Here is a 25458-nt window from a genome sequence, read left to right as displayed (position 1 = left end):
CCTACTTTTTAAATACGCCAGTTGCACCACGACTCGTTAAGGTCACCAAACTACCCACCACTACGGGTAAAGATAGCCCGCCATAACAAATCAAATACTTAGCTTCCCATCTTGGATTAAACTTATCCTTATACCTTCTAAGCCCCTGAAAGTTGTAAAATTTATTCCCCTTCTTATAAACCGTTTTGGCAAGCTTGGTCCAAAACGGTACCAAGGCTCTATCGGTCAATCCAGACATGGGCGCCATGCCAAGATTAAACTGTTGATATTTTTGCTGTTTGCCCCAAAGCAATAGCTCAGTAAACAAAAAGTCCATTATATTACTACCCGATAAATTCGGCAGATAACGCATCAAATCAACGGAGAACTCCATTTTGGCGGCACTGGCCCACACATTGGAAAAGGCCACCAGCTCGCCATTCAAATACACTAAGGCCATTGGCGTGGCGCACAGGTAAGCGGCGGAGAAATAACCAACCGAAAATCCCTTCTCTCGCCCCTGTTTGGCTTTAAGCCAACTGGTTGAAATAGCCTCTAATGTTGGCAATAGACTCTGCACTTCACTGGCATCGACAACTTTAAAGCTCAAGCCTTCCCTTAATGCCTTGGCATGGCTCTGCCGCAAACTGCGATACTTACTCGACTGCAACTCAAATTCCGCCAAGGACACTATGGCCTCTTCACCGAGTTTATAAAGGCTCAACCCTTGCTCTAAAAAGTGGGGTAAATACTTTTGCGTCACTTGATAAAACACTGGCCAACCATCGTAGGCGTCACACAGCTCGCGAAACTGCCACAGGAGATCATCAAATTTATCTTGATTACCGATAGGATCGCCCATCACCACCCAGCAATGTCCGGCGCGGGCATACATTAAGAAGGCATCTTTATCTTCATTAAATAACAGCGATTTATCTTGTACTAAGGCGAGATAACCATGGCTACTCGGCGCATCAGCAACAATCTCCATGGCGCAGCTCAAGGTCGAGCTATCTAGGCGACTGGTATGAGGTTTTCGCACCGCAAGCACATAACGAATGGCAAAGCCGAGCAGAATCACGAGGGCTATCGCACCACCCCGTAACGCGCGGGACACATGGCTATCCTGCGAGAAGGTTAACCAGAGCGAATGGTCATAATCCACATCTTGGTAGGCAAAAAACAACACCCACACCATCAAAAATAACGCCGCGGCGAGGGATAATAACCAGCCGAAGGAATATTTAACGCCCACAATCGAACCTTGGCGATAAAACACCTGTTCACAGGGCAGCATTAATAAATAGATAAGACCGAGTGCTAGGGAAATCTGCCATTCAGCGCCTTTAAGCACAATAAAAACAATGGCTACTAATAACAGTTTTTGCGTGAGTACAAGGGCTTTTTGATAACGCTTAAACAAGCCATGGGATAATAACAGCAACAAAATACCACTAGCACTCAATATTAAGCTCGACAATTCGACAATCGGCAGCGGCACTATCTCCCCTAGCCAATGATATTTATGCATAATGGAAGGGTTAACCACTGACAGCAATAAAACCAAACCGACGGAAAACACACTAATGCTTAATAGTGGTGGCAATAACTGCCTGACAATATGTAAATCAATATTTATCTTAGATAATTTATCCTTATTACTTAATACTAAACCCGCCACAAAATAAATCAGGGCCAGCATAAAAGGCACAATATAATAAATGACCCGATACACAATCACCGAGCCCAATATTTGTTCAACGGGTAAATACTGGGATAAGGTCACTGTAACCACAGATTCAAAAACACCAATCCCTCCAGGCACATGGGCAAGCACCCCGATGGCATTCGCCACAAAGAAAATACTGAGCACTTGAAGGTAATTTAATCCATCTACCGCAGGCAGCAGGGAATAGAATAATGTTCCCACGACTAACCAATCGAGTGTCGAGACCACAAACTGCTTCAACGACTGAGACAGTATGGGAGGCGCAAACTCAAACCCACGAAAATAAATCGGTTTTTTACGCCAAAGACTAAACAGAAAATACCCTATGACACCGAGCAGCATCAGAACACCAAACACGCGGCTTAAGGAAAATAACCACGTAGGCAACGGCAAATCAGCCAGTTGTTGCGCCGGGAAGTTAATCAGCGCGATACCACAAATGAAGAATAACCCAAGGAAAAAAGTCACCGAGCAGGCGAGCACTATTTGAGTTATCTGATTACCGCTTAACCCTAACTCTGAATAAAACTTATAGCGTATCGAAGTGCCTGTGAGTAATGAAAATCCTATGGTATTGGAAAAGGTAAAGGCTAAAAATGAAACGGGAGCGACCTTTTGATAGCTTAATGATGAGCCAAGTTGTTTAATCGCAAGATAATCATACAAGGACAAGATTAAGTAGCTTGTCACAGTCAATGCAACGGCAAGCGCAAGCTGTGAAAATGAAAATAATTTAACCTCAGCCAAAATATCATTTAGTTGATAATCCTGCTCAAGGTTATACAAAAGCAATAACGAGACTGTGAATATTAGTAAGCTAATAATCACCCGAATGCGTCTCCCCATTTTCATCTCCACATATTGTTAAGGGGCAAATCAAGGTTAATGACTATTATGGATAAAGCATTAAATCTGAATTAACTTTAATTTATTATTAAGCACTGTTTTAGCGAAAGATTTTTAACATAGTGATTTTTGAGTGGCAATCAAATTAAGCGTTAACTAGATGATGTTTTATTCATCTTGTAACAAGTATGTTTTAATTTGCATTAATAATATCCAACCGCCTTATCTGAAGATAAAAACACCATTAAGGGTATTCAGTTCCCCCCAACCACTCCCCCATATTTTGGGATAAGAATGTTGAGCTTAAAGCGAGTCGCGTAAAACCATCTCCCTTTACCGCAGCGATGACTTGCACCATTTTGGCCATATTTCACATTGCCTTTTGCTGCTCCTAGCGCATTCTGTTAACGAAATAATAACAAAAAGCAGGAGCACCTATGTTCAACAAGACGACACACCCACTGGCGAAGAAGGGCGTTAAGGCGACACCACGCCACCTTTGGCCAAGCAACTCCCACAGGAATAAAGTTCAAAGTAAGGCGAATTGGCTGATGCCAACTGGGGTCGCCCTACTGATGGCTTTTAATCTCACGGGTTGTTTTTCTGACGATGATCCAGCACCAGAGGTCGTCACGCCACCCGTAGTTCAACCCCCTGAAACGGGCCCCACCTTCCCCGAAGGCGCCATCAAGATCCTACCGGGGGATAATCTCACCACCCGTATTCAAGAAGCCTTAATCAACGCGCAAAGTGGCGCTGTGATTGTGCTACCAAAGGGCACCTTTAATATCGATTCGACATTACTGTTCGATGGCGACGTGGATGGGGATGGCAGTTATGCCAAAAACGTCACTATCATGGGCTACGGGATGAAGGACACTATCCTCAATTTCGCCCAAGCCAACTCGGGGGATGGGATTTTCGTGCAAAATGCGCTGAACATTACCATTCAAGATCTGTCGGTCAATGAAGCCAAAAACAACGGCATCAAGCTTAAAAATACCAATGGCATCATACTGCGCCGCGTGGGGGCGGTGTGGGAAGGTGAGCTCGACAAAGATAACGGCGCCTATGGTCTGTATCCCGTTGAGTGTGAAAACATTTTGATTGAAGACAGCTATGTCCGCGGCAGTGCCGATGCGGGCATTTATGTGGGCCAATCCCAATATATTGTGGTGCGCCGCAATATCGCCAAGGAAAACGTTGCGGGGATCGAAGTCGAAAACTCTAAGTATGCCGATGTGTATGACAACGAAGCCATGGGCAACACTGGCGGGATTTTAGTGTTCGACTTGCCAATCAATAACCACAGATACGGCTCTAGTGTGCGGATTTTCAACAACAAAGTGTATGACAACAACACGCCTAACTTCGCCAACGCCTCGGCCAACCCAGCTGGTGTGCATATAGTGCCGCCGGGGACAGGGGTGATTGTGCTGTCGACCGCCGATGTGGAAATCTTCAATAACGAAATTACCCATCACGACACCTTAGGGGTGACTGTCAGCAGCTTCTTTATTGCAGAACCCGATATGACCTCCTTTGTCGGCAACTATGGTCAACCAGGTCAAGCCATTGAAGACGGTTGGCGCCCAGTGCCGCGCAATATTTACTTGCACGACAACGTGATCACTGACTATGGTAGTAAGCCTAAAGGTTATTTAATTCAAGATATTATCCGTGCGTATGTCATCAGTCACGGTACCTTGCCCGGCGTGCTCTACGACGGCTTAGGGGAAATGCTTGCCAATAACGGCACCGCCGCTTACCTAGGTTTGAAAGAGGCACCCTTTGCCACAGATGGTAGCGATAACGTCTGCGCCAGTGATAACGGTGATGTGTCCTACGGCAGACTCTATGCCAACAGCAACACCGACATCAGCATCGCCGATGTGCAATACGAGAAGACCCAGAACAACCTGCTGAAATGTACCCAGGTGAGCCTACCCGTGCACACAGTCACCTTCGCGGGCCAAGTGTTTGGCTGCGGGGTTGACGATAATACCGCGGGCTGTGATGGCGGCGTGCTCGTTGGCGGCGGGGGCACTATCGGTGAAGGCGAAGGTGGTTTAGTGGGTGATGGTGACCAAAGTCTTTGTCAGGCGACGGGTTCAAACGTCAGTTGGGATGCACTGCTAAAAGCAAACTGCCCTAAACTGTCGGATTACAATCTGTTCAGCGATGCCAAAAACCCTACGGCAGGGCCTAATTCGGGCGGTGTCCCTTACGATCTTAACACTCAGCTCTTTACCGACTACGCCAGTAAATACCGCTTTGTGTATTTGCCTTCGGGACAAAAAGCCAGTTACTCCGAAAACGAAGCGTTTGATTTCCCAGTGGGTAGCGTTATCGTCAAAACCTTTGCCTTGCCAAGCGATACCAGTAAGCGTGGGAGCAGTAACGAGAGTTTGATTGAAACCCGTTTGCTGATCCATCGTCCAACGGGTTGGAGCGCCCTGCCCTATGTGTGGAATGCCGATAAGACAGATGCGACGCTGGCGAAAGCCGGTGCGATTAGCAGTCAAACCTTAAGCCATAAAGGAGAAAGCCTCACCTTTAATTACATGGTCCCGAGCATGAACCAATGTAAGCAGTGTCACCAGTTTAAGGCCGATGACAACAGCAACGCCGTGTTTGTGCCTATTGGTCCTAAGGCGCGCCATTTAAACCGCAACTACAGCTATCAAGATGGCACCATGAACCAACTGCTGAAATGGGAAAGCCTAGGTATTTTGCAGGGATTACCGAACCTGAGCCAAGTACCACAAGTGCCCGCCTACCACGATGGTGATGAAGCCACAGTCGCAAGCTTAAGCGATACCGCATTAATGCAAACGGCTAAAGGTTATCTCGACATCAACTGCGCCCATTGCCATAGACCCGAGGGCAACGCCTCTAACACCGGCCTTAAACTCGAATACTGGCGTGGCTACAGCGATGATGCAGGTTTCTCCCACGGTACCTGTAAATCGCCAGTCGCCTATGGCGGTGGAAACTTAGGTTTCGACGTCGTGCCTGGCAATGCCGCTGAGTCCATCATGCACTTTAGAATGCAAAGTACGACCCCGGGCGATCGTATGCCTGAAATCGGTCGCAGCCTATCCCATGATGAAGGCGTGGCGCTGATCAGCGAATGGATTAAACGCCTGCCTGCGGCAAGCTGCTCGCACTAGCGTTAACGGCAACAATGGGTGAAAGCAGGCTTGCAATCACCCACTTGTTTAGCACTCCAAAATAGAGCAACACCCTGACAGAGAAGGCCGACTTAGGCCTTCTTATTTCAAGCAACAGCTTAAAGAGCGGATAATCCAATGAAAAACCGCCTAACACTCATCGCAATCTGCAGCCTAACGACCCTAGTAACCGCCTGTGGCGGCGGTGACAGCCAAAGCAGCGATAATGGCCAAACGCCGACTCCGCCGACAACACCAACTGTACCGACAACGCCCACTAGTTTGTGTGTGAATACAACTGGGCAAGTTAACTGGCCCGCCTTAATGGCAGAGGACTGCCCAGAATTAAGTCAATATGGGCTCTTTATCGACCCCGCAAACCCTACCGCGCAGCCGCAAGCACCGGGATTTGGTTATCAGCTCGCCACACAGCTGTTTTCTAATTACGCCAGTAAATACCGCTTTATCTATTTACCCGCCGGCAGCAGCATCCAATACCAAGCGCAGGAGGCATTCGAGTTTCCAACTGGCGCCGTGCTGGTCAAAACCTTTGCTCTGCCACTGGATACGGCTATCACAGGCATAGCCAACGAAACCCTTATTGAAACACGGCTATTGATAAAACGCTCCCAAGGCTGGACGAGTTTGGTTTATCAATGGCAACAAGGGGAGACAAAGCTGCTTACCGCGGGCGCAAGCGTGCATCATACCCTGATTAATCAAGGCCAAAACCAAAGCTTTGATTACAACATTCCGAGCCGCGCCGAGTGCAAAATTTGCCACCAAATCAATCAAGACAACAGCAGCCAAATCATTCCGATTGGCCTTAAAGCCCATCTATTGAATCGCGATATCATCGACCAAGGGCAAAGCGTCAATCAACTCAGCCTCTGGGCTAAGCAAGGCAAGCTGGAGCAGTTACCCGAGTTAAACCAAGTCGCTAAAACCTATGCCATAGACAACCTCCAAGCCGATTTAACCAGCCGTGCTAAGGGCTATTTAGATGTTAACTGCGCCCATTGCCACAGCGCCAAAGGCTATGCCAGCATCTCCGGCTTACGCCTTGGGTTTTATATCGACCATACCAGTTATCAATATGGGATCTGCAAACAACCACCGGGGTGGGATGGTGGCCCTAAAGGACTCGATTACGATATCGTTCCCGGCAATGCTGACCACTCGATTTTGCTCTATCGCCAAACGCTGTCAGAACCTAAAGATCGCATGCCGCCCATTGGTCGCAACCTTGAGCACCAAGAAGGCGTGGAATTAATTCGTCAATGGATAGATTCGCTGGCACCGAGTTTAGGGAATTGTACTTAGACATGTTCAGTAAGAAACTTGCTTATTACCAATCGCCACTGATTGAACCAGGTTAGATAATGATGCTAACTTACTGTCCAGTTGGAATGTTCATTCCAACTATAAATCCTTTCTAGATTAGTTTACTGATAGGGATGGGTAATACTCAGTTAAATGCCAAATGGAGGCGGCATGCGTAAGACTATATTTTTCACCTTGTTTTTTGTCGCGTTTTCTAATGCCAGTGCAGAAGAACAAACCCAAGTTAACTTAAAAGATAATACGGTTTTCTACGAGGGAGCACTCTCTGAGGAAGCCAATCAAAAACTTATCTCATTGATTGATAACAATCCTCACCAAATCGAGTGGGTATCAATTAAAAGCAAGGGAGGTGAAGTCAATCGAGGAATGGATTTAGGCGAGATTATTTTTAACAATAATCTTGGCGTCGAGGTTACCGAATACTGTCTATCTTCTTGTGCTAATTATGTATTCTCTTCAGCTCATAAGCGCCGTATATCCAATCATGCTGTTATTGGTTTTCATGGCGGTGTCACTGGGATGGAGGAAGCAACGGAAGAATACCTAAAAACTTTACCCGAGAGCCAACAAAAAGCAGCCAGAGATAGCTTCACCGCGTATATGAAGACAACAACGTCCAGAGAAGCTGAGTTTTTCACTAAGGTTGGTGTCAGTCAAAAAATAACCTATTTAGGTCAAAGTCCCTTGTATCAAAAGCAAAATGATTCTGAAGAGTACATTGGCTGGTACTATTCATTAGATGACTTAACAAAGCTCGGTATAAAAAACATCACGGTAATTAACCCGCCTTGGAAATTCAAACAACTATCCGAAAAAACCAAGTTCTTTAAAGTGAGTGTGAGTGATATTTGACGACAGACCAAAGCGTTAATTGTTAATTAGCGCTTTCACTCTTCCCTTTACCCACCATTTAGCCTGCTAAAATACCCTGGCGGATGGCCAATCCAATGCTTAAAGGATTGACGGAAATGGCTGACATCGCTGTAGCCTAAGGTCTCGGCAATCGCCTCAATATCCAACTCGTTAGCTAAAATCAACTCGACCGCCCTTTGGCAACGCACCTGATCGACTAAACGTTGATAACTCGAGCCAAGCTGTGCCAGCTTACGCCGAAAGCTGCGTTCGCTAATATGCAGTTGCGTCGCCATGTCATCTAAATGGAGCACTTGGGGAAAATGTTCATTGATTGCCGCCAGCACGGTTTCGATAAAGGATGTGGTTGATACCGAAGCGGTCTTTTCGGCGTAGGCAGGGAAAGGATACTGGATGGCAAGCGCGAGATGGGTGAGGGAAATGCTCCATTCGTAATATTCGCAATTAAACTGCACCCTAGCCCCCGTTGCCTGAGTTAAAAAACGCTCATCGCGGACAGGTTCTGCCAAATGAATTTGCCTAAGCGTTATCGCCTCCCCCGTGAGCTCTCTCGCCAGCCCTAACAGCGAACCTATGCTGTGCAGAAATTGAAATCCATATTGTGCTTTGTCGATACGGCCAGTATTGAGCCAACGAATGCAAACACAGTCTTCTTCTAGGCGCACTAAGGTATCGGTAAAACTACCAACCAGTTGGGGATGATTGACCACAAACTGCAGGCAGGCCTGTAGAGACGTTAACTGCGCGAGATGGGGCAAGAGCACATCTAAACTACTCACCCGATAGCTTAGGCCTAATTTAGTGCCGATATCGGGGTCGCCGCCCTGCAAGCGTAAAAACTCCATCGCATACTCCACCTGCCACACAAACACAAACTGGCAATGATTGAGCTCTGCTAGGCCAACGCCGATATGTTCACAGACTTGCTGTAAGGCGTTTTCGCCTAACTGCGAGGCAATAAAATCGAGAATATTACGTAGCTCAAATGCGGGATAGGTTTGATCACCTACCATCAGGTTCGTCTTGTAGTCGACGCGCTGTAACATGGAAAATCCTTAATTTGATTTGTTCAGCTTTTAATTCCCTAGGTGATTAGTTGTATAAGATCTCGCTTATTTTGAATAGTCTTAAACCAAACTTAATGTTAAAAAAATGTATTATTTTATTTCGCGCTCGGACAAAACAAAAACGCCTGCATATTCGCAGGCGTTTTCATCAGGATTGAGTTAACTCGTCGGCTTACATGGGACGATTTTTCTCAACTAATCGATTAAAAATCGCATTTACCGATAAAGACGCACCATGGGCGATTTTATCTGCCAACTTCTTACGGACTTGGTAGCGCAACTTGTACACAGTACGTTCGCCAGCTAACTGCATTAACACATCATCACTGGTTGAAATCGCATCGATAAGACCTAATTCAATCGCCTGTTGACCGTACCAATGTTCGCCCGTGGCCACCTTAGCCAAATCGAGCTGAGGACGATACTTGCTCACGAAAGCTTTAAACAACACATGGGTTTCTTCCAGCTCCTGTTGGAACTTCTGTCTGCCTTCGTCAGTATTTTCGCCAAACACGGTTAAGGTGCGCTTAAAATCACCGGCCGTGTGTTGCTCGTAGTCGATTTCATGTTTCTTCAATAAACGGTTGAAGTTAGGCAACTGGGCAACGACACCGATTGAACCTACGATGGCGAATGGCGCGGCATACACTTTGTTTGCCACACAGGCCATCATATAACCACCGCTGGCGGCGACCTTATCCACGCAAATCGTTAATGGGATCTCGGCCTGACGCAGACGGTCAAGCTGGCTAGAGGCCAGACCGTAGCCATGCACCATGCCACCGCCACTTTCGACATTCACCACCACTTCGTCGCCCTTTTCGGCGATGGTTAAAATCGCGCTGATTTCTTCCCGCAAAGAAGCCACTTCGGCGGCATCAATACTGCCTTTAAAATCAATAACAAAAACTTTGCCTTTGTTGTCTTCTTCGGCCGCTTTTTCCTTCGCCTTTTCGTCCGCTTTCAGCTGTTTTTCGTAGGCTTTAAACTGCTTCTTCGACAGCAGTTCTTCCTTCAAGCTGTGTTTGAGATCTTCCAGTTCTTCTGAAAGATTGGTAATCCTCAGTTCACCTTTATCCGATTTGTGCTTCACCGTGGACGCGAGCACCACAATAATCACAGCAACAAGCGCAATCACAATTGTCACGGCTTTCGCTAAAAACATGCCATATTCGTATAGAAATTCCAAAGTACTCTCCGTTGGGGCCTAAGGTGATCCGGTTTAATGCGCGCTATTCTAACAGCCTAAAGCGCCATAAAAAAACCCAGCAAAGGCTGGGTTTTTAGGATTTTACACGCGACTAGTTAGAACAGGTCGCAATCACGCTTGGATCGGTGACGAAAATCGTCGCTTCACCTTTACCTGCGGTAGAAGCATAGGTCGCCACTTGCGTCTGCATCTCAACGGTTGCCGCAGCGGCCATACCATCCGTTGAACTCTTCTCACTTGGGTCAACAATTGAGCTATGGTGCCCCTTAGCAAAACGCACCGCACCAGAACCTTTGGTGGTTGCATCCACACAAGGCAGACCGATTGCCGAGATCAACGGCTCAGTGCCTGAGAGCGGGAAGTTATCGACGCGATTAGGTAACACTTGGTCAGCTAAGTTACCGTTACCATCACCCGCGATTTCGATTAAGTGCACGGGTAATCCCGTTGCTTTCAACATACCTGCATGGTTAACCGGATCCGCCGAATCCACCGCCGTTTGCACCGCAAAGGCAAAGGTTGGAATAAACTGCGCATAAACCCCTTGTACTAAGGCCGCATATTCTGGGCTGCCTGGCTCGTATCCCGCAGTATTGGCTTTATCCACTAATGCTTGGAACGTCGATGAGGCAGTCACATTGCTAAACAGCACTGGGCCAAAGGTCGCAGAACCGGCAAACGCGCCCGCTAAACCACCCGCTGGTGCTGCCAGAGAGACCGCATTGATGGCATAAGGGTTAGGTAGCGCTTCGCCCGTGCTTGGATTTTTCATGCCCGTGCTGGCATAAGTCGCAAAGTCGGTGCCGACAATCGCACCTAAACTTAAGCCCTGCGCACTAATCTTGGAAATATCGAATACCTGTGGTTGACCCGCCTGTGCAAGCCCCTGCGCTAAACCTGTTAAGGCTAAACGTACGCCAAGGTGATCCATGGTGGCCTGACGGAAGTTATCCCGCACCGACAGCGTGCTTGAGATATTCACGAAGACGAGTGGATTACCATTTTTAAAGGCATCAGGTTTATCTGAAGGAGCAGGGAACGAGGGATCTGTCGCAGTGACTTCATAAATACCATCGTTGTTAGCATCAAACGAGCGGGCACCATGTAAAGGCATATCAATGGCCACCGTTGCCACCCCCATGGCGGCATAACTGCCCGCATAGGCTAATGACATTTCCTTACCGCCGCCTAAACCATGCAGCGCAATCGTCGTTGGCCAGCCAGCCAATGGCGCAGTCGCTAGCTCAGGATTATTGTACAACGCTGCCAATTTAGCTGCATTAGGGATTGAAATCAGTACAGGTACGGTTTCATATCCTTTAATCGCTGGAATTGGATTGAACTTAGTCAGATGCTTAGTTTTATCTACCGCTGTACCATCGTCTAACAACCAAGTTTTACCCGCCATTAGAGACGGATTGGCTAACGCATCAGCAGGATTCGCAATACCATTGGCTACGGCTTGCATCGCAAAATTACTCTGGCTGAGTGTGCCTGCTTGCAAAGCTAATAGTACAGAGACAGGGCTATCGCCTTGTGCTTTCCAATGACCGTTAATTAATGGTTTGCCTTCTGTTGATAAACAACTAACCGAAGAACAGTCACCGTATATCGGCAGTTTAATTGTAGCCGAATACACATCGGCTAAATTAGCGGCTTTAAAGGCAGCACTATTTAAGTCCGTTAATCCCACCGCTTGTGCAACAGTTATGCCTAAAGGCGTTGGCATTTGGACAAAACTTGGCGCATAGGGAGACCCTGGCTGTACCATCAATAGTTTAGTGGTTTCATAGACGTTAACGACAGATTGTGTGGTGAATAAGCCAGTAAAACTGATAGTCGATAAATCAACATTATGAGCCGCAGCTATGCCTTTTTCATAACTATTAATCAAAATCTGTAGAGACTTTTGTTCTGGTAAAGGTAAGCCTAATGTATCAGCATCCATTCGAACCGCTTTATAAGTGCTAGAAGCAACTAATGATTCACCTTCTGAGTCTCTGATTACGTCAGTTGTAGCATAAATATATGATTGACCTGCTTTCAATGGCTTAATTGGAATGATAACAATCTGCTTACCGACAGCTTTAGAAACAAAGTCTACTCCAAATTGTAATTCGCTCCCGATTTTACAAGCCGAAACCGATGGTTTTTGTTTACATTCAGGGTCAGATGATAAAGGACCACCGACAGTGGCTTCAAACATTCTAACAGCACCGGGTAAACTCACAGTGGTTTCGTCTAAAGTAAGTTTTACACCTGTGTGAACAAACGTCTTATCATCAATTGGAATAGAAATTGGGGAAGTCGTAGACCAGCCATCTAAAGCGCCTAAAGCCATTTGAGGATCAGTGTAATCACTAGTGCCATCAACCTCTTCTTTAGGCATATTTAATGTACCGTCAACAGTACCATTAAATATTAGATCATTCGGAGTAGATAAAACTGGTGAAGTCTTATTTCCTGGATCAAATCCAATTGCAATACGGGATTCAGGGATGAGCGGGTCTGTCTTATCCTTGAGTTCGTTATAACTGTCCTCGCCACATCCTGTGAGGCCCAGTGCTGATGCAATCGCAACACACAAAATGAGTCTTTTCATTTTTTTTCCCCAAATCTTGTTGTAATAGTTTTGTTTTCCCCAAGAAATTAGTCACAATAGCGCAAAAGCTATGACTAATAGGGCTTATGTTAGCCCCTAACTCATTTCAAGTTAACGTAAAAATATTGAGTTAGCCACAAGTTTGTCACAAACATTTTAGCTATTTATAACAAAGTTTCATTCATTTGTTTGAAACATGCGTTTAGCAATTCGGCGACTCTAGAAGTGGCGGGCATTTTCGCCAAGAGGAATAAAAGGCTCATGTTGGAATATCAAGCAGCAAAAGATTTACTCAAAGGTAAAACCATACTGGTGACAGGCGCTGGCGCAGGTATCGGTCGCGCGGCGGCCATTGAATTTGCCAAACACGGTGCCACCGTGATTTTACTCGGTAAAACCGTCAAAAAACTCGAAGCCGTATACGACGTTATCGAACAGGCTGGTTACCCAACTCCAGCGATCGTGCCATTGGATTTAAAAGGTGCGACCGAACAAAACTACCGCGATATGGCCGAAACCATTGGCGAGCAGTTTGGTCACTTAGATGGTTTGCTGCACAACGCCAGTTTACTCGGCGCCTTAGGCCCGTTTGAACACATCGATATTCCATCACTCGAAGATGTACTTAAAGTCAACGTTACCTCACAGGTCATGCTGACCAAGGCTCTGTTGCCTATTATGCGCCAAGCACCCACTGCTTCGATTATCTTTACCTCAAGCAGTGTTGGCCGTCAGGGCCGCGCTTACTGGGGGCCCTATGCCTTCTCTAAATTTGCTACCGAAGGCATGATGCAAGTACTCGCCCACGAATGTGATGGCACGTCTGTACGCGTTAACAGCATTAACCCAGGCGCGACTCGCACCGAAATGCGTGCTAAAGCATACCCTGCCGAAAATCCATTAGATTTAAAAACGGCCGAAGAAATCATGCCAACTTACCTCTATTTAATGGGGCAAGATTCTAGCGAAATTAACGGTCAGCAATTTAACGCTCAATAAGCAATGCTGCTCTAATGTACTAATATGTCTCGTCCTGAAATAAGTTGACACTTATTTCCACCTAAAACGCTCGATGAACCTCATCGGGCGTTTTGTATTTTAAGGCCAAATGTGGCCGCCGTTGATTATAGATGGCAACCGCTTCTGTCACCATTTGTCGCGCCTCCTCCAGCGTTGCGGGCTTATGTGTTAAAAACTCCTGCTTCAAGATGCCATTTACTCGCTCTGCTAAGGCATTTTGATAGCAGTCATATCCGTCTGTCATTGAGCATGTCACGCCATGTTGTGCGTGAACCGCTTGATACGCGTTTGAGCAGTACTGTATCCCTCGGTCTGAGTGGTGTATCAGCGGTTTACTTTTATCTTGTCGCTGCTTCAGCGCCCGTTTGTAGGCCGTTAGCACCCCGTCTGTTTTAAGATTATCATCAACATGATAACCCACGATTTTTCGTGACCAGACATCGGTCACCAAGCTTAAATAGGCTTCATTATCTTGCAGTGGTAGATAGGTAATATCCGCCACCCAGACTTGTTCTGAGCGACTGATGTCCACTTGCTGCTCACTGGGCTTAAGCAAGTTGGGATGACACCTAAATCGATGATGGCTATGGGTCGTTTTATGGTACGCTCGTTTCGGCGTGACCAACAAACGATGCGTCCTAATACAGCGAAATAACCGGTCTCGTCCTATCACTATTTGATGCATTTTGTTGAGTAAATACTGCAGTTTACGCGTACCGACTCGCGGTTGAAATAACCGTTCATATTGTACTGTTTGCAACACCTGTTGCTCCCTTAGCTCTGAGACGATTTGCCGCTGGCATTGCTGATAATACGCCTGACGACTGATGCCAAGGTAACGACAGCATTGGGTGACGCGATAACCTACGTCCGTTTTTTCCTGGAGCGTTTCGCGGGTGGCTTTTTTACGACGGATATCCCGTAGTCAGTTCTGAGTTTTTCGACAATGGCTTCGAAGAACGCCGCTTTCATGCGGGTATCTTCAAGTTCGGCTTCGAGGGCTTTTATCTTTTGCTCGGGGGTGAGCGTGGTGGGTTCAGTCATCAACTGTCCTCGCATTGATGTTGGCGGCGTCCCTAGGGACCAATCCAGTTTGCCATGCTTGCGTAACCACACTAACACGGTGGAGCAACCTTGAATACCGTACTTGTCTTGCGCCTGCTTATAGGTCAGCTCGCCTTTTTCCACTTGGTTGACAACCGCCAATTTAAAAGCGAGGGAATAATCGCGTTGAGTTCGTTTAATTGTTGAAGTCATTACACTCTCCAAAATGAGTTTGAAAAGTGTCAACGCTATTTAGGACGGGTCAATAGATAAAAATAAAGGGAGCCCTACGCTCCCTTTATTTTTGCTCAAGCACTCAACCTAATCTTCGCAAAGTAAATCATCGTTTTAGGCATCTCAGGAGCCTCTCCATTTTGGACTTGGCTTTTATCTGAAACCGATATCATTTCGTGACTTGAATAATAGCTCACGTAAAGATGACCCCTTCGAGCACAACTCCAGCATAACTGGTATCGCCCTGCGAAGGTAAAGTAAGCCACTCGTGAATTGTGCCCGTATCTTTATTAATCTCAATAAGTGCTGTGCGAACGTTTCCTTCATAAAGACGCACCACCGCCATCAAACGGGATTGATAAACAAACATCACCGGCCCACCAATGCGTTTATCGAGTGTTTGCCACGCCCATTGATTGAATGGCGGTAAGCTATGGCCGAGTAAACCTAAAAACTCGTCACTCCACACGGGATCGCGCCTTAATAAACAAAAACAACTCTCTTGGTGAAATACGAGCGAGCTTTCATTTACATAGCCTTGATTATTAAACACTGACATCCAAGACTTAAACTGCTGTCCATCATCACTTTTATAGAGACGGGTATCCCCATCAGGCCCTGCTCGATACCCCACGCCATAGAGTGCATCTTGATGTTCTGTTAAGCGCCATAACCAATAACCTTTATCAGCGACCTCCTGTGGTTCGGACCAATGCACGCCATCCTTTGAGCACCAAAGATAGGACTGTAACCCTGATTTATCGTGCTGAGTCCCCCCACCCAGTAACAATAATTCCCCTCTATACTCAATTAACTTGCCATCGCGCAAATCCGCTTGAGTGGAAGTAAGCAGCGACACACTTTGCCACGTCCCACCAGCATCTTGAGAACGGAGAATACGTAAGGCGCCATCGGGAGAAACATGGGCGGAACCTTCCCTAAACACACAAAATAATGCGCCCTGAAATAAGACGAGATCGGTAAAGGCATTGTGTTCACCTTGCTCCCAAATTCGCTTGACCGATATTAACTCCATGGTTCATCTCCTAGTCATCTTTAGGCTTGTTATAGCATAACCATCGGTCGCAGAAAGCAAAAAAGGCCGCAAGCGGCCTTTTACTGAGAGACTTAACATCACTCGAATGATATTAACTGCGCTGACGTGTTGGCTTAGCCTTAGGCGTCGCTGTCACTTTATGCTTGCGTACGGCGCGGCGAATTTTTGCACTCTTCACCTGAGCACGGGCCACACTGTGTTTATCGGCGGCCAGCATAGTACGAGTTTCAGGTTCAAGACCCGCTAATTGGCGCAGGTAGTTTACCTGCTCAATCGGCAATTCAACCCAGCCACCACGTGGCAGAGATTTAGGCAATTCCACCATACCGTAACGGACACGGATAAGACGGCTGACTTGCACCTCTTGGGATTCCCATAAACGACGCACCTCGCGGTTACGGCCTTCACGTAAACATACGTGCCACCATTGGTTCATGCCCTCGCCGCCCGCGGCTTTAATGGCATCGAACTGCGCCATACCGTCTTCTAACATCACGCCAGTACGCAGACGTTGTACCGCAGCCTCAGGTACTTCACCAAAGGTACGTACCGCGTATTCACGTTCAACTTCGTTAGAAGGGTGCATCAAGCGGTTAGCGAGTTCACCATCTGAGGTAAACAGCAATAAGCCTGAAGTGTTGATATCCAGACGGCCTACCGCAACCCAACGGGAGTCACGCACTTTCGGCAAACGGTCAAACACGGTTGGACGACCTTCAGGGTCTTTACGGCTACAAATCTCACCTTCGGGTTTGTGATAGGCGAGTACGCGGCAAATCACATCGTCGGCGGACTTAAGCGATACGGCTCTACCATCGATGCGAACCTTCGCATCGGCTTCGATACGGTCGCCAAGATTGGCAATCACGCCATCAATACTAACTCGGCCTGCAGCAATCCATGCCTCCATCTCACGACGGGAGCCATGGCCTGCACGGGCCAAGACTTTCTGCAATTTTTCACTCATTAGTATCTTGCTCTTCTGACTGTTCAGGCGTTACTTTCAAACCTGAAAATACCGCCTGCAATGACTCAGTATCCGTAAGCGCAGGTAAATCCGCTAGGGTATCTAAGCCAAAATAGGCTAAAAATTCTAAGGTCGTGGCATAGAGTGCGGGTCTCCCCGGGACTTCTTTGTGGCCAACGACTTTAATCCAATGTCTATCTGACAAACTTTTAATGATATGGCTACTAATGGCCACACCACGCACCTGCTCAATATCGCCACGGGTCACGGGTTGACGATAGGCGATCACCGCCAAGGTCTCTAATGTTGCCCGCGAATACTTAGGTGCTTTTTCCTGCCACAGGGGCTGCAAAAAAGGACTCAGGACTTCCAAGGTCTGGAAGCGATAACCCCCAGCCACTTTCACAAGTTGAACACCCCGCTCCTGATAATCCTGCTGCAACTCTTCCAATGCGGCTTTGATTTTGTCTCTGGAAACGCTGAAATCCGTCAACACGGTTTCTTTCAACATTTTCACCGACAAGGGTTTCCCCAATACAAACAGACTCGCTTCAATAAGCTGTTTTAATTGAATTGGATTTATCTGCATCAATTAATAGGCCTTTACGTAAATAGTTGAAAACGGCTCTGTTTGGTACAATTCCACTAATAATTCTTTGACCAATTCCATCAGCGCTAAAAAGGTCACCACCACACCGGCGCGGCCTTCTTCGACACTGAATAAACGCTCAAAGGGCGTAAACGTCTCGCTATTAAGCATGGCTAAAATTTGGCTCATGCGCTCACGGGTCGATAACTGTTCACGCTTAACATGATGATCTTCGTTGGCATCGATACGTTTAAGCACTTCGCCAAAGGCGCGGGCGATTTCAAATAACGATACATCAGGCGGGATCACCAAAGGTTTGATGCTCGGTGAAGGTGCCGCGGTTGCTTGAAACACATCGCGTTCAAGCCGAGGTAAATCATCAATTTTTTGCGAGGCTTCTTTGATTACCTCATAGGCCTTCAATTGACGGATCAACTGGGCCCGTGGATCTTCCTCCACTTCATCTTCCGCCACCATACGCGGCAGCAGCAGACGGGATTTAATCTCAGCCAGTGTTGCCGCCATGACCAAATAATCCGAGGCCAGTTCGATACGCGCCTGAGTGAGCATCGCGATATATTCTAAATATTGCGCGGTGATCTGCGAAATGGGTAAATCGACAACATCTAATTTTTGCTTACGGATCAGGTATAAAAGTAAGTCGAGCGGCCCTTCGAAGGACTCTAAAAACACTTCTAACGCCTCAGGTGGAATAAACAAATCCTGTGGCATTTCGGTCATTGCCTGACCGCGAACAACGGCTAAGGGTAAACTTTGTTGCGTGCCCTGCATCCGCTATCCCCATGTAAAACAATCGTTTTTAAACGGCTGTAGATGACTGACTTGACCCCGTACTGAGCGCGGCTTAAGTTCGCTAATCAAGCTCCCCTACGCCAAACGCGCGATTATACCCGCAATTGAGCGGCGATAACACTGTCAAATGATGGTTTTATCGCCTCAATCTCTTAGGGTAAATCGCGTGTTAGAGAAATGGGGTAACATCACCCGCGCCTTCACGCAGTACTTCGAAACCATCTTCCGACATATCAATGACTGTGGTCGGTTTCTCACCTAAGTAGCCACCGTGCAGGATCACATCCACTTGATGCTCTAACAGATCGCGAATGTGTTCGGGATCTGACTCTGCAAAATCACTATTGGGCATCACTAAACTGGTCGACATCAGCGGCGCATCCAACGCCTCGAGCAGCGCCAAGGCAATTACATTGTCTGGCACGCGGATACCAATGGTTTTCTTCTTGTCATTTTGCAGACGACGGGGCACTTCCTTGCTCGCCTTAAAGATGAAAGTGTAAGGTCCAGGCGTGCAGCTTTTTAAGATGCGGTAGGCCTGATTATCCACCTTGGCATAGGTCGCTAACTCGGATAAGTCACGACACATTAACGAGAAATTATGGTCGTGCTCGATTTGACGAATGCGGGTAATGCGCGTCATCGCGTCTTTCTCGCCAATCATACAACCGAGGGCATAGCCCGAATCGGTTGGATATACAATCACACCACCGGACTTAAGCACAGCCACGGCTTGACTGATCAGGCGTACCTGTGGATTTACTTCGTGTACATAAAAAAACTGACTCATGGTCGTTCCACCCAAGATCCCGACTGCCAGACCCAATCAATACCTTGGGGCTGGTAGAGATTTTTACCTAGTTCAATCCAATTGCTTGGAAAGTGAAAATCACTCCCTATCGATGCAAGCAACTGATTTTGGACACTCAGCGCCACTAAATTGGCCCTGTCATCCACCGTTTGTTGGCCGAGCACCACTTCCATGGCATCCCCGCCTGCTTCTTTAAATTCTCGCACTAAACGCTTTAACCATTTGGCCGACAGCTTATAACCGCTCGGATGGGCCAATACCGCGAGGCCGCCCGCATTGTGGATCACCTCAATTGCGCTGGCCATATCACCCCAATTGTTGGGCACATAGCCAGTTTTACCGCGAGCTAAATAGCGTTTGAACACACTTGGCATATCCACCGCATGGCCATTATCGGCAAGCCAGCGTGCATAGTGACCACGGCTTAAGGCGGCGCCTGCGGCGAGTTTTTTAGCGCCCTCATAGGCGCCTTCAATCCCCGCTTTAGCGAGGCGATGGCCGATTTCTTCGGCGCGCTGCTCACGCAACTCACGCTGATGTGCTAAAAAACGTAATAACTCGGCATGGGTCTCATCAAAGTTGAGCGCCACAATGTGAATATCGTAACTATTCCAGCGGGTTGAAATCTCAACCCCAGAAATCAGTTTTAACGGTTCGGCCTGCGCTTGATTAAAGGCGCGGGCTTCACTTAAGCCTGCAACCGTATCGTGATCGGTAATTGCAAATAACTGCACGCCCTTTTCAAGGGCTCTGGCGACCAGCTCGGACGGCGTGAGATGACCGTCGGATGCGGTCGTGTGGCTGTGCAAGTCAGCCAATATGCTTTGAGTATTCATGCCGTTATTGTACGTGAATTTAAGATGAAATGTGCATTTATCTCACACTTTATCGAGCAGGAATGGCATTCGGTACAGTGATTTAGCGGCGTTAATCCATCATTTTGAAAAATATTCAATTGACTTTCGCCTCAGGCTCATGTTTTCTATAGCTCAACTAACGAATTATTGAGACCCTTTTGAATGACTCAGATTAACGCTTCTTTCAACATCATTTGGTGGTGGCACTTCCCAACTTAGCGGGTGGTGTGAAGCTCTGTGCTCATTTGAAAGTAACAGAATCAACAAAAAAGCCCGCAGAAATGCGGGCTTTTTTGTTGGTGCGAAAAATGTCTGCAACGCGGTAAACGGATAAAAAGCGAGATAAGCATGACCCTAAAGACATTTAATCAGGTTACCCAAGTTGATGGCGAAAATGTTGCCTCGTCTCAACAGACATTCGCACGTTCACATACGCTAAAGGCTGCGCTGGCATACCATAGCGACCCACTGCGTCTGTACCAGCACATCACTCAAGATGCGCCCCATACCATGTTGTTAGAATCGGCGGAAATCGACAGCAAGGAAAATCTTAAGAGCATGGTGATGACCCATGCGGCGCTGATGATCCGCTGCGACGGTTATCGTTTACGCTTTAGCGCACTGAGTGACAATGGCATTAGTTTACTCGCCCCCATCGAGCAATTTTTTACTGCTCGCGCAAGCCAAACTCAATGTCAACGTGATGGCCACAACCTAGTGGTCACGCTACAAAAAGATACCGAGCTTAAGGATGAAGATGCGCGCTTAAAATCCACCTCGCCCCTCGATGGTTTGCGCTTGTTTGTAAAGCATATCGACTGCGGCGCTCATACTGACAGCCAATCCAAGCCAGCATTCAAAGACTTATTTTTAGGTGGCGTGCTCGCCTACGATTTGATTGATACCGTCGAGCCACTGCCTGAAGCACCAAATGGTGCAAATGATTGTCCTGATTATTTATTTTATCTCGCCGAAACCTTAATTCTTATCGATCACAAGCAAAAGCACGCCGAGCTAATCACCCACAACTTCAGTGAAGGCACTGAAAAGCATTCCGTTGTGACCCAAGCCTTAGCCGAGCGAGCAGAGAATATCCGCGCCCAATGTGAAGCCTTAGCCAAGAATGCAACGCCTGCGCCCGCCCTCGTTGGCATAACGGCCACAGAGCAAGTGAATGTCAGTGATGAGGACTTCAAGCAAACTGTTATCGATTTAAAAGAACACATTATTGCCGGCGACATCTTTCAAGTCGTGCCTTCACGCAGCTTTAGCCTGCCCTGCCCCAATACCTTAGGCGCTTACCGCGCGCTGCGATTAACCAACCCCAGCCCCTATATGTTTTATTTCAGGGGCCATGACTTCACCCTGTTTGGCGCCTCACCCGAGAGCGCGCTGAAATATGAAGCCAGCAACAATCAAGTCGAAGTCTACCCGATTGCAGGCACCCGTAAGCGCGGTAAAACCGCCAGCGGCAAGATTGATTTCGACCTCGATAGCCGTATCGAACTCGAATTGCGTTTGGATAAAAAAGAGCTCTCCGAACACTTAATGTTGGTCGATTTAGCCCGTAACGATATCGCCCGTATCAGCCAAAGCGGCAGTCGCAAAGTGGCCGAGCTACTTAAAGTCGACCGTTATTCCCACGTGATGCATTTAGTCAGCCGCGTCACAGGTCAACTACGCCAAGACTTAGATGCACTCCACGCCTATCAGGCCTGTATGAATATGGGCACTCTGGTTGGCGCCCCGAAAGTGCGCGCCTCGCAACTCGTACGTCAGGCGGAAAAGACCCGTCGAGGTAGCTATGGTGGCGCAGTGGGTTACCTCAACGCCCTTGGGGATATGGACACCTGTATTGTTATCCGCTCCGCCTTTGTGAAAAACGGCGTGGCCCATATCCAAGCGGGTGCTGGCGTGGTGTTTGATTCCGATCCCCAGAGTGAAGCCGATGAAACGCGCCAAAAGGCGCAGGCGGTGATTTCTGCCATCAAGATGGGCGCAGGCTTGGATGAAAGCCATCAAGCAACTGCGACCACTTCGACCGAACAACAATGATAAGGAGCCTAAGATGAAACTCTATTTACTCGATAACTTCGACTCCTTTACCTACAACTTAGTCGACCAATTTAGAAGCCTTGGCTGTGAAGTGGTGATCTACCGTAATGATGTTGCCGCCGACTATATTGCCAACAAGCTGTTAGCGGAAACCGAGCCTAGCGCCTTAGTCTTATCACCAGGCCCTGGCGCGCCCCATGAAGCGGGCTCCATGATGGCGCTGATCGACAAAGTCGCGGGCAAAGTGCCTATGCTTGGGATCTGTCTGGGTCATCAAGCCATGGTGGAATATTACGGTGGTAAGGTGGAGCGCGCGCCTTTTGTGGTGCACGGAAAAGCCAGCCCCACCTTCCATAATGGTACAGGTGTGTTTGCTAACTTGCCTTCGCCCTTACCTGTCGCCCGTTATCACAGTTTAGTAGCGACAAAAGTACCTGATTGTCTTGAAGTCATTGCCACCACAGAAGAAATGCCAATGGCGATTTTGCATGCTGAGCACAGGGCGGTTGGTTTTCAGTTTCATCCAGAATCCATCTTAACCACCTTGGGCAGCACCTTGTTAACCCAAACCCTACGCTTTTTGACTCAAGACATCGCCCACAATACCGCAGGAGCCCAATAATGAGCGCAACATCGATTCAGCCCCTGCTCGATATCTTGTTTCAGGGTAAGGCATTAACGCGCGAGCAAACCGCCAGCCTCTTTAGCACCCTTATCCAAGGTGAAATGAATGAAGCCGTGATGGCGGGCATGTTAATGGCGCTTAAAATTCGCGGTGAAACCATTGCCGAAATCAGTGGCGCCGCCGATGCGATGCGCGCCGCGGCTAAGCCATTTCCCTACCCAGCCTCAAGCCGTAGCCAAGGGATTATCGATATCGTCGGCACCGGTGGCGATGGTTTTAATACCATCAATATTTCCACCACTGCTGCCTTTGTCGCCGCAGCCGCTGGCGCCAAGGTTGCAAAACACGGTAATCGCTCCGTCTCGAGCAAATCGGGCTCTTCAGATTTACTCGCCCAATTTGGCATCGATTTAACCATGTCCCCCGAGCTGGCGAGCCGCTGCCTCGAATCACTCAATCTGTGCTTCCTGTTTGCGCCCCACTACCATGGCGGTGTCAAACATGCGGTGCCTGTGCGCCAAGCGCTGAAAACTCGCACCTTATTCAATGTGTTAGGGCCATTAATTAACCCAGCGCGCCCAGAATTTATGTTGCTTGGGGTCTATAGCCCAGAGCTGGTGACGCCCATCGCCCGCGTACTGCAAGCCCTTGGCACGCAAAGAGCCATGGTGGTGCACGGCAGTGGTTTAGATGAAGTGGCGCTCCATGGCAGCACACAAGTCGCCGAACTCAAAGACGGTGAGATTATTGAATATCAATTAACGCCAGCGGATTTTGGTGTACCGCAGGCCCACATTAGTGAGCTTGAAGGGGGCGAGCCTGCACAAAATGCCCAAATCACGCAATCAATTTTGCAAGGGCAAGGCAGCGATGCCCACACCCATGCGGTTGCCATCAATGCGGGTTGTGCCTTATATCTGTGTGGCCTATCTGACTCAGTAAAAGCCGGCACCGCCCTTGCGCTCAATACCATAAAAAGCGGCAAAGCCTTTGAATTACTGAATCAACTCGCTAAAGTCAGCAGCGAAGCACAGGAATAATGACCATGGCACAGGTTCAACAACCCGACGCGCATCGCTCGGAAGATAATCAAGCATCGCAGGATGTAAGGGGTAGCATGCAAACCAGCACCGCAAAAGCCAACGTTTTAACCCGTATCGTCGATACTAAGGCCGCCCATATCGCCGCCCTTAAGTTGCGTTTTCCTGAAGACAGCTTAACCCCCAAGATTTCGGACCGTAGTCTATTTGCCGCCTTAAAAGCCCCGAAGGCGGGTTATATTTTAGAGTGCAAGAAAGCCAGTCCATCCAAAGGCTTAATCCGTAAAGACTTTGATGTCGAAGCCATCGCTTCTATTTATACCCAATATGCTGCTGGGATTTCGGTATTAACCGATGAGCAATTTTTCCAAGGAGACATGGACTATATCCCGAAAGTGCGGGCCAAAGTGAGCCAACCGATTCTGTGTAAAGACTTTTTTGTAGATGAGTATCAAATCAAATTAGCGGCTCATCAGGGCGCCGATGCGATTCTGTTGATGCTTTCTGTGCTCGATGATGAGCGATATCAGCAACTTGCCAACGAGGCGGCCAAGTATCAACTCGATGTGTTGACCGAAGTCAGCAATGAAGAAGAACTGAAACGCGCCATCGTCTTAAATGCACCTATTATTGGCATTAATAACCGCAACTTACGAGATTTAAGTACCGATTTAGCCACCACAGAAGCCCTTGCGCCGCACATCGGCAGCGATCGCGTGGTGATCAGCGAATCGGGCATTTACACTAACGAGCAAGTGCGTCGCTTAAGCCCGTTGGTCGATGGCTTCTTGGTCGGTAGCTCGATTATGGCCGAAGAAGACATTGATTTAGCCTGCCGTAAATTGATCTTCGGTCACAATAAAGTCTGCGGTCTCACCCGCCTTGAAGATATTCAAGCGGCGGCCACTGCTGGCGCCGTGTATGCTGGGCTGATTTTTGCTGAAAAATCGCCACGCGCGCTCACTAAAGATGCCGCCAAACAATTAGTACAGCAATACCGCGCCGCTAACTTGCCCGCCATTGAGTTTGTTGGCGTATGCGTGAATAGCACGCCTGAGTTCATGGTGAGTATCGCCCAAGAATGTGGTTTAGCCGCGCTGCAACTGCACGGCAGCGAAACTGAGCTGGAAATTGCCGAGCTAAGCCAATTACTGCAACAGGCCGGACTGAACACCCAAATTTGGAAGGCGGTCAGTGTCGATGCTCAAAGCAGCGAACTTGCTGCTATGCCAAGAGGGGTGCAGCGTTATCTCTTCGATAGCAAAAATGACGCAGGTTTTGGTGGTACTGGGCAAGCCTTTGATTGGCAACTCCCCATTGCCCATAAAGCCGAGGCCATGCTCGCGGGTGGCCTCAATGCTGACAATGCCGCCCGTGCCAATGCCCAAGGATTTTACGGTTTAGATTTTAACTCTGGCCTAGAAACGGCCCCCGGCATTAAGTCGGCAGAGAAAATCCAAGCGGCATTTAGTCAATTACGACTCTAGACCCACTTTTATAAAAACCTGTGCAAGTACAGGCTA

At 47.9% G+C, this 25458-nt stretch carries 18 protein-coding genes, 1 pseudogene and 1 other annotated feature; of the genes and pseudogenes, 8 read left to right on the top strand and 11 right to left on the bottom strand.

Features of this window, described 5'->3' with window-relative positions; all coding sequences use genetic code 11:
* Position 1: 1 nt before the first annotated feature.
* Positions 2–2554: a bifunctional lysylphosphatidylglycerol flippase/synthetase MprF gene (mprF, locus tag N7386_RS08210; RefSeq protein WP_086903889.1), complete on the bottom strand. Its 2553-nt coding sequence runs from the start codon at positions 2552–2554 to the stop codon at positions 2–4.
* A 437-nt stretch (positions 2555–2991) separates the two neighbouring features.
* Between mprF and N7386_RS08205 the strand changes: the two genes are divergently transcribed.
* The 3 genes from N7386_RS08205 to N7386_RS08195 all read left to right on the top strand — a co-directional run bounded on the left by N7386_RS08205 (position 2992) and on the right by N7386_RS08195 (position 7923).
* A complete protein-coding gene (locus N7386_RS08205; protein WP_126512943.1) occupies positions 2992–5727 on the top strand; it encodes an SO2930 family diheme c-type cytochrome in 2736 nt (911 codons plus the stop codon).
* Positions 5728–5865: 138 nt separating this feature from the next.
* Positions 5866–7050 (top strand): SO2930 family diheme c-type cytochrome, encoded by a 1185-nt coding sequence (locus tag N7386_RS08200; RefSeq protein ID WP_126512942.1) that lies wholly within the window; start codon positions 5866–5868, stop codon positions 7048–7050.
* Positions 7051–7221: 171 nt separating this feature from the next.
* On the top strand, positions 7222–7923 hold the full coding sequence (locus tag N7386_RS08195; protein WP_126512941.1) for a hypothetical protein: 702 nt from the start codon (positions 7222–7224) through the stop codon (positions 7921–7923).
* A gap of 47 nt (positions 7924–7970) precedes the next feature.
* Here the strand turns inward: N7386_RS08195 and N7386_RS08190 are convergent, their stop codons facing one another.
* The 3 genes from N7386_RS08190 to N7386_RS08180 form a co-directional block, all read right to left on the bottom strand.
* Positions 7971–8990 (bottom strand): AraC family transcriptional regulator, encoded by a 1020-nt coding sequence (locus N7386_RS08190; protein WP_279767928.1) that lies wholly within the window; start codon positions 8988–8990, stop codon positions 7971–7973.
* 193 nt (positions 8991–9183) lie between these two features.
* Positions 9184–10200 (bottom strand): protease SohB, encoded by a 1017-nt coding sequence (gene sohB, locus N7386_RS08185; protein ID WP_279767925.1) that lies wholly within the window; start codon positions 10198–10200, stop codon positions 9184–9186.
* A 112-nt stretch (positions 10201–10312) separates the two neighbouring features.
* Positions 10313–12823, bottom strand: a complete 2511-nt coding sequence (locus tag N7386_RS08180; protein ID WP_126512939.1) for a VolA/Pla-1 family phospholipase — start codon at positions 12821–12823, stop codon at positions 10313–10315.
* A gap of 261 nt (positions 12824–13084) precedes the next feature.
* On the opposite strand from N7386_RS08180, the gene N7386_RS08175 reads away from it, so the two are divergent.
* Complete coding sequence (locus N7386_RS08175) at positions 13085–13822, top strand: YciK family oxidoreductase (RefSeq protein ID WP_109287439.1); 738 nt, start codon at positions 13085–13087, stop codon at positions 13820–13822.
* A gap of 61 nt (positions 13823–13883) precedes the next feature.
* On the opposite strand, the gene N7386_RS08170 is transcribed toward N7386_RS08175, so the two are convergent.
* From N7386_RS08170 to N7386_RS08140, 7 genes and pseudogenes are all read right to left on the bottom strand, one after another.
* Positions 13884–15100 (bottom strand): IS3 family transposase gene (locus tag N7386_RS08170; protein ID WP_126512938.1). Its coding sequence is split into 2 segments (ribosomal slippage): positions 13884–14752 and positions 14752–15100, totalling 1218 coding nucleotides; the frame shifts between segments, so codons are not numbered across the junction.
* A 95-nt stretch (positions 15101–15195) separates the two neighbouring features.
* Positions 15196–16157: pseudogene (locus tag N7386_RS08165) on the bottom strand (exo-alpha-sialidase).
* A gap of 112 nt (positions 16158–16269) precedes the next feature.
* Positions 16270–17145 carry a 23S rRNA pseudouridine(2605) synthase RluB gene (rluB, locus tag N7386_RS08160; protein ID WP_011716577.1) on the bottom strand — a complete coding sequence of 292 codons (876 nt, stop codon included), beginning with the start codon at positions 17143–17145 and terminating at the stop codon, positions 16270–16272.
* The gene (scpB, locus tag N7386_RS08155; protein ID WP_279767921.1) at positions 17138–17734 is read right to left on the bottom strand and encodes an SMC-Scp complex subunit ScpB; all 597 of its coding nucleotides are present in this window, start codon (positions 17732–17734) and stop codon (positions 17138–17140) included. The genes rluB and scpB overlap by 8 nt, the downstream gene beginning before the upstream one ends.
* Positions 17735–17737: 3 nt before the next feature.
* Positions 17738–18526: a ScpA family protein gene (locus N7386_RS08150; RefSeq protein WP_279767919.1), complete on the bottom strand. Its 789-nt coding sequence runs from the start codon at positions 18524–18526 to the stop codon at positions 17738–17740.
* Positions 18527–18716: 190 nt separating this feature from the next.
* A complete protein-coding gene (locus N7386_RS08145) occupies positions 18717–19337 on the bottom strand; it encodes an L-threonylcarbamoyladenylate synthase (RefSeq protein ID WP_086904495.1) in 621 nt (206 codons plus the stop codon).
* A complete protein-coding gene (locus N7386_RS08140; RefSeq protein ID WP_086904496.1) occupies positions 19334–20194 on the bottom strand; it encodes a PHP domain-containing protein in 861 nt (286 codons plus the stop codon). Before N7386_RS08140 ends, N7386_RS08145 begins: the two co-directional genes overlap by 4 nt.
* Before the next feature lie 210 nt (positions 20195–20404).
* Positions 20405–20512 (top strand) — a sequence feature (Trp leader region).
* Between the two features lie 51 nt (positions 20513–20563).
* Between N7386_RS08140 and N7386_RS08135 the strand changes: the two genes are divergently transcribed.
* The 4 genes from N7386_RS08135 (at position 20564) to trpCF (ending at position 25422) form a co-directional block, all read left to right on the top strand.
* Complete coding sequence (locus N7386_RS08135; RefSeq protein WP_086904497.1) at positions 20564–22270, top strand: anthranilate synthase component 1; 1707 nt, start codon at positions 20564–20566, stop codon at positions 22268–22270.
* Positions 22271–22283: 13 nt separating this feature from the next.
* On the top strand, positions 22284–22892 hold the full coding sequence (locus N7386_RS08130) for an aminodeoxychorismate/anthranilate synthase component II (protein WP_086904498.1): 609 nt from the start codon (positions 22284–22286) through the stop codon (positions 22890–22892).
* Entirely contained in the window at positions 22892–23935 is a 1044-nt protein-coding gene (gene trpD / locus N7386_RS08125) for an anthranilate phosphoribosyltransferase (protein WP_086904499.1), read from the top strand. Before N7386_RS08130 ends, trpD begins: the two co-directional genes overlap by 1 nt.
* A gap of 77 nt (positions 23936–24012) precedes the next feature.
* Positions 24013–25422 carry a bifunctional indole-3-glycerol-phosphate synthase TrpC/phosphoribosylanthranilate isomerase TrpF gene (gene trpCF, locus N7386_RS08120; RefSeq protein ID WP_232015364.1) on the top strand — a complete coding sequence of 470 codons (1410 nt, stop codon included), beginning with the start codon at positions 24013–24015 and terminating at the stop codon, positions 25420–25422.
* Positions 25423–25458 lie beyond the last annotated feature (36 nt).

The organism is Shewanella sp. GD04112, from assembly GCF_029835735.1.
In the GTDB taxonomy this organism is placed as follows: Bacteria; Pseudomonadota; Gammaproteobacteria; order Enterobacterales; family Shewanellaceae; genus Shewanella.
Note: the sequence above shows the minus strand (reverse complement) of the source record. Positions and strands in the feature narration are given on the sequence as shown.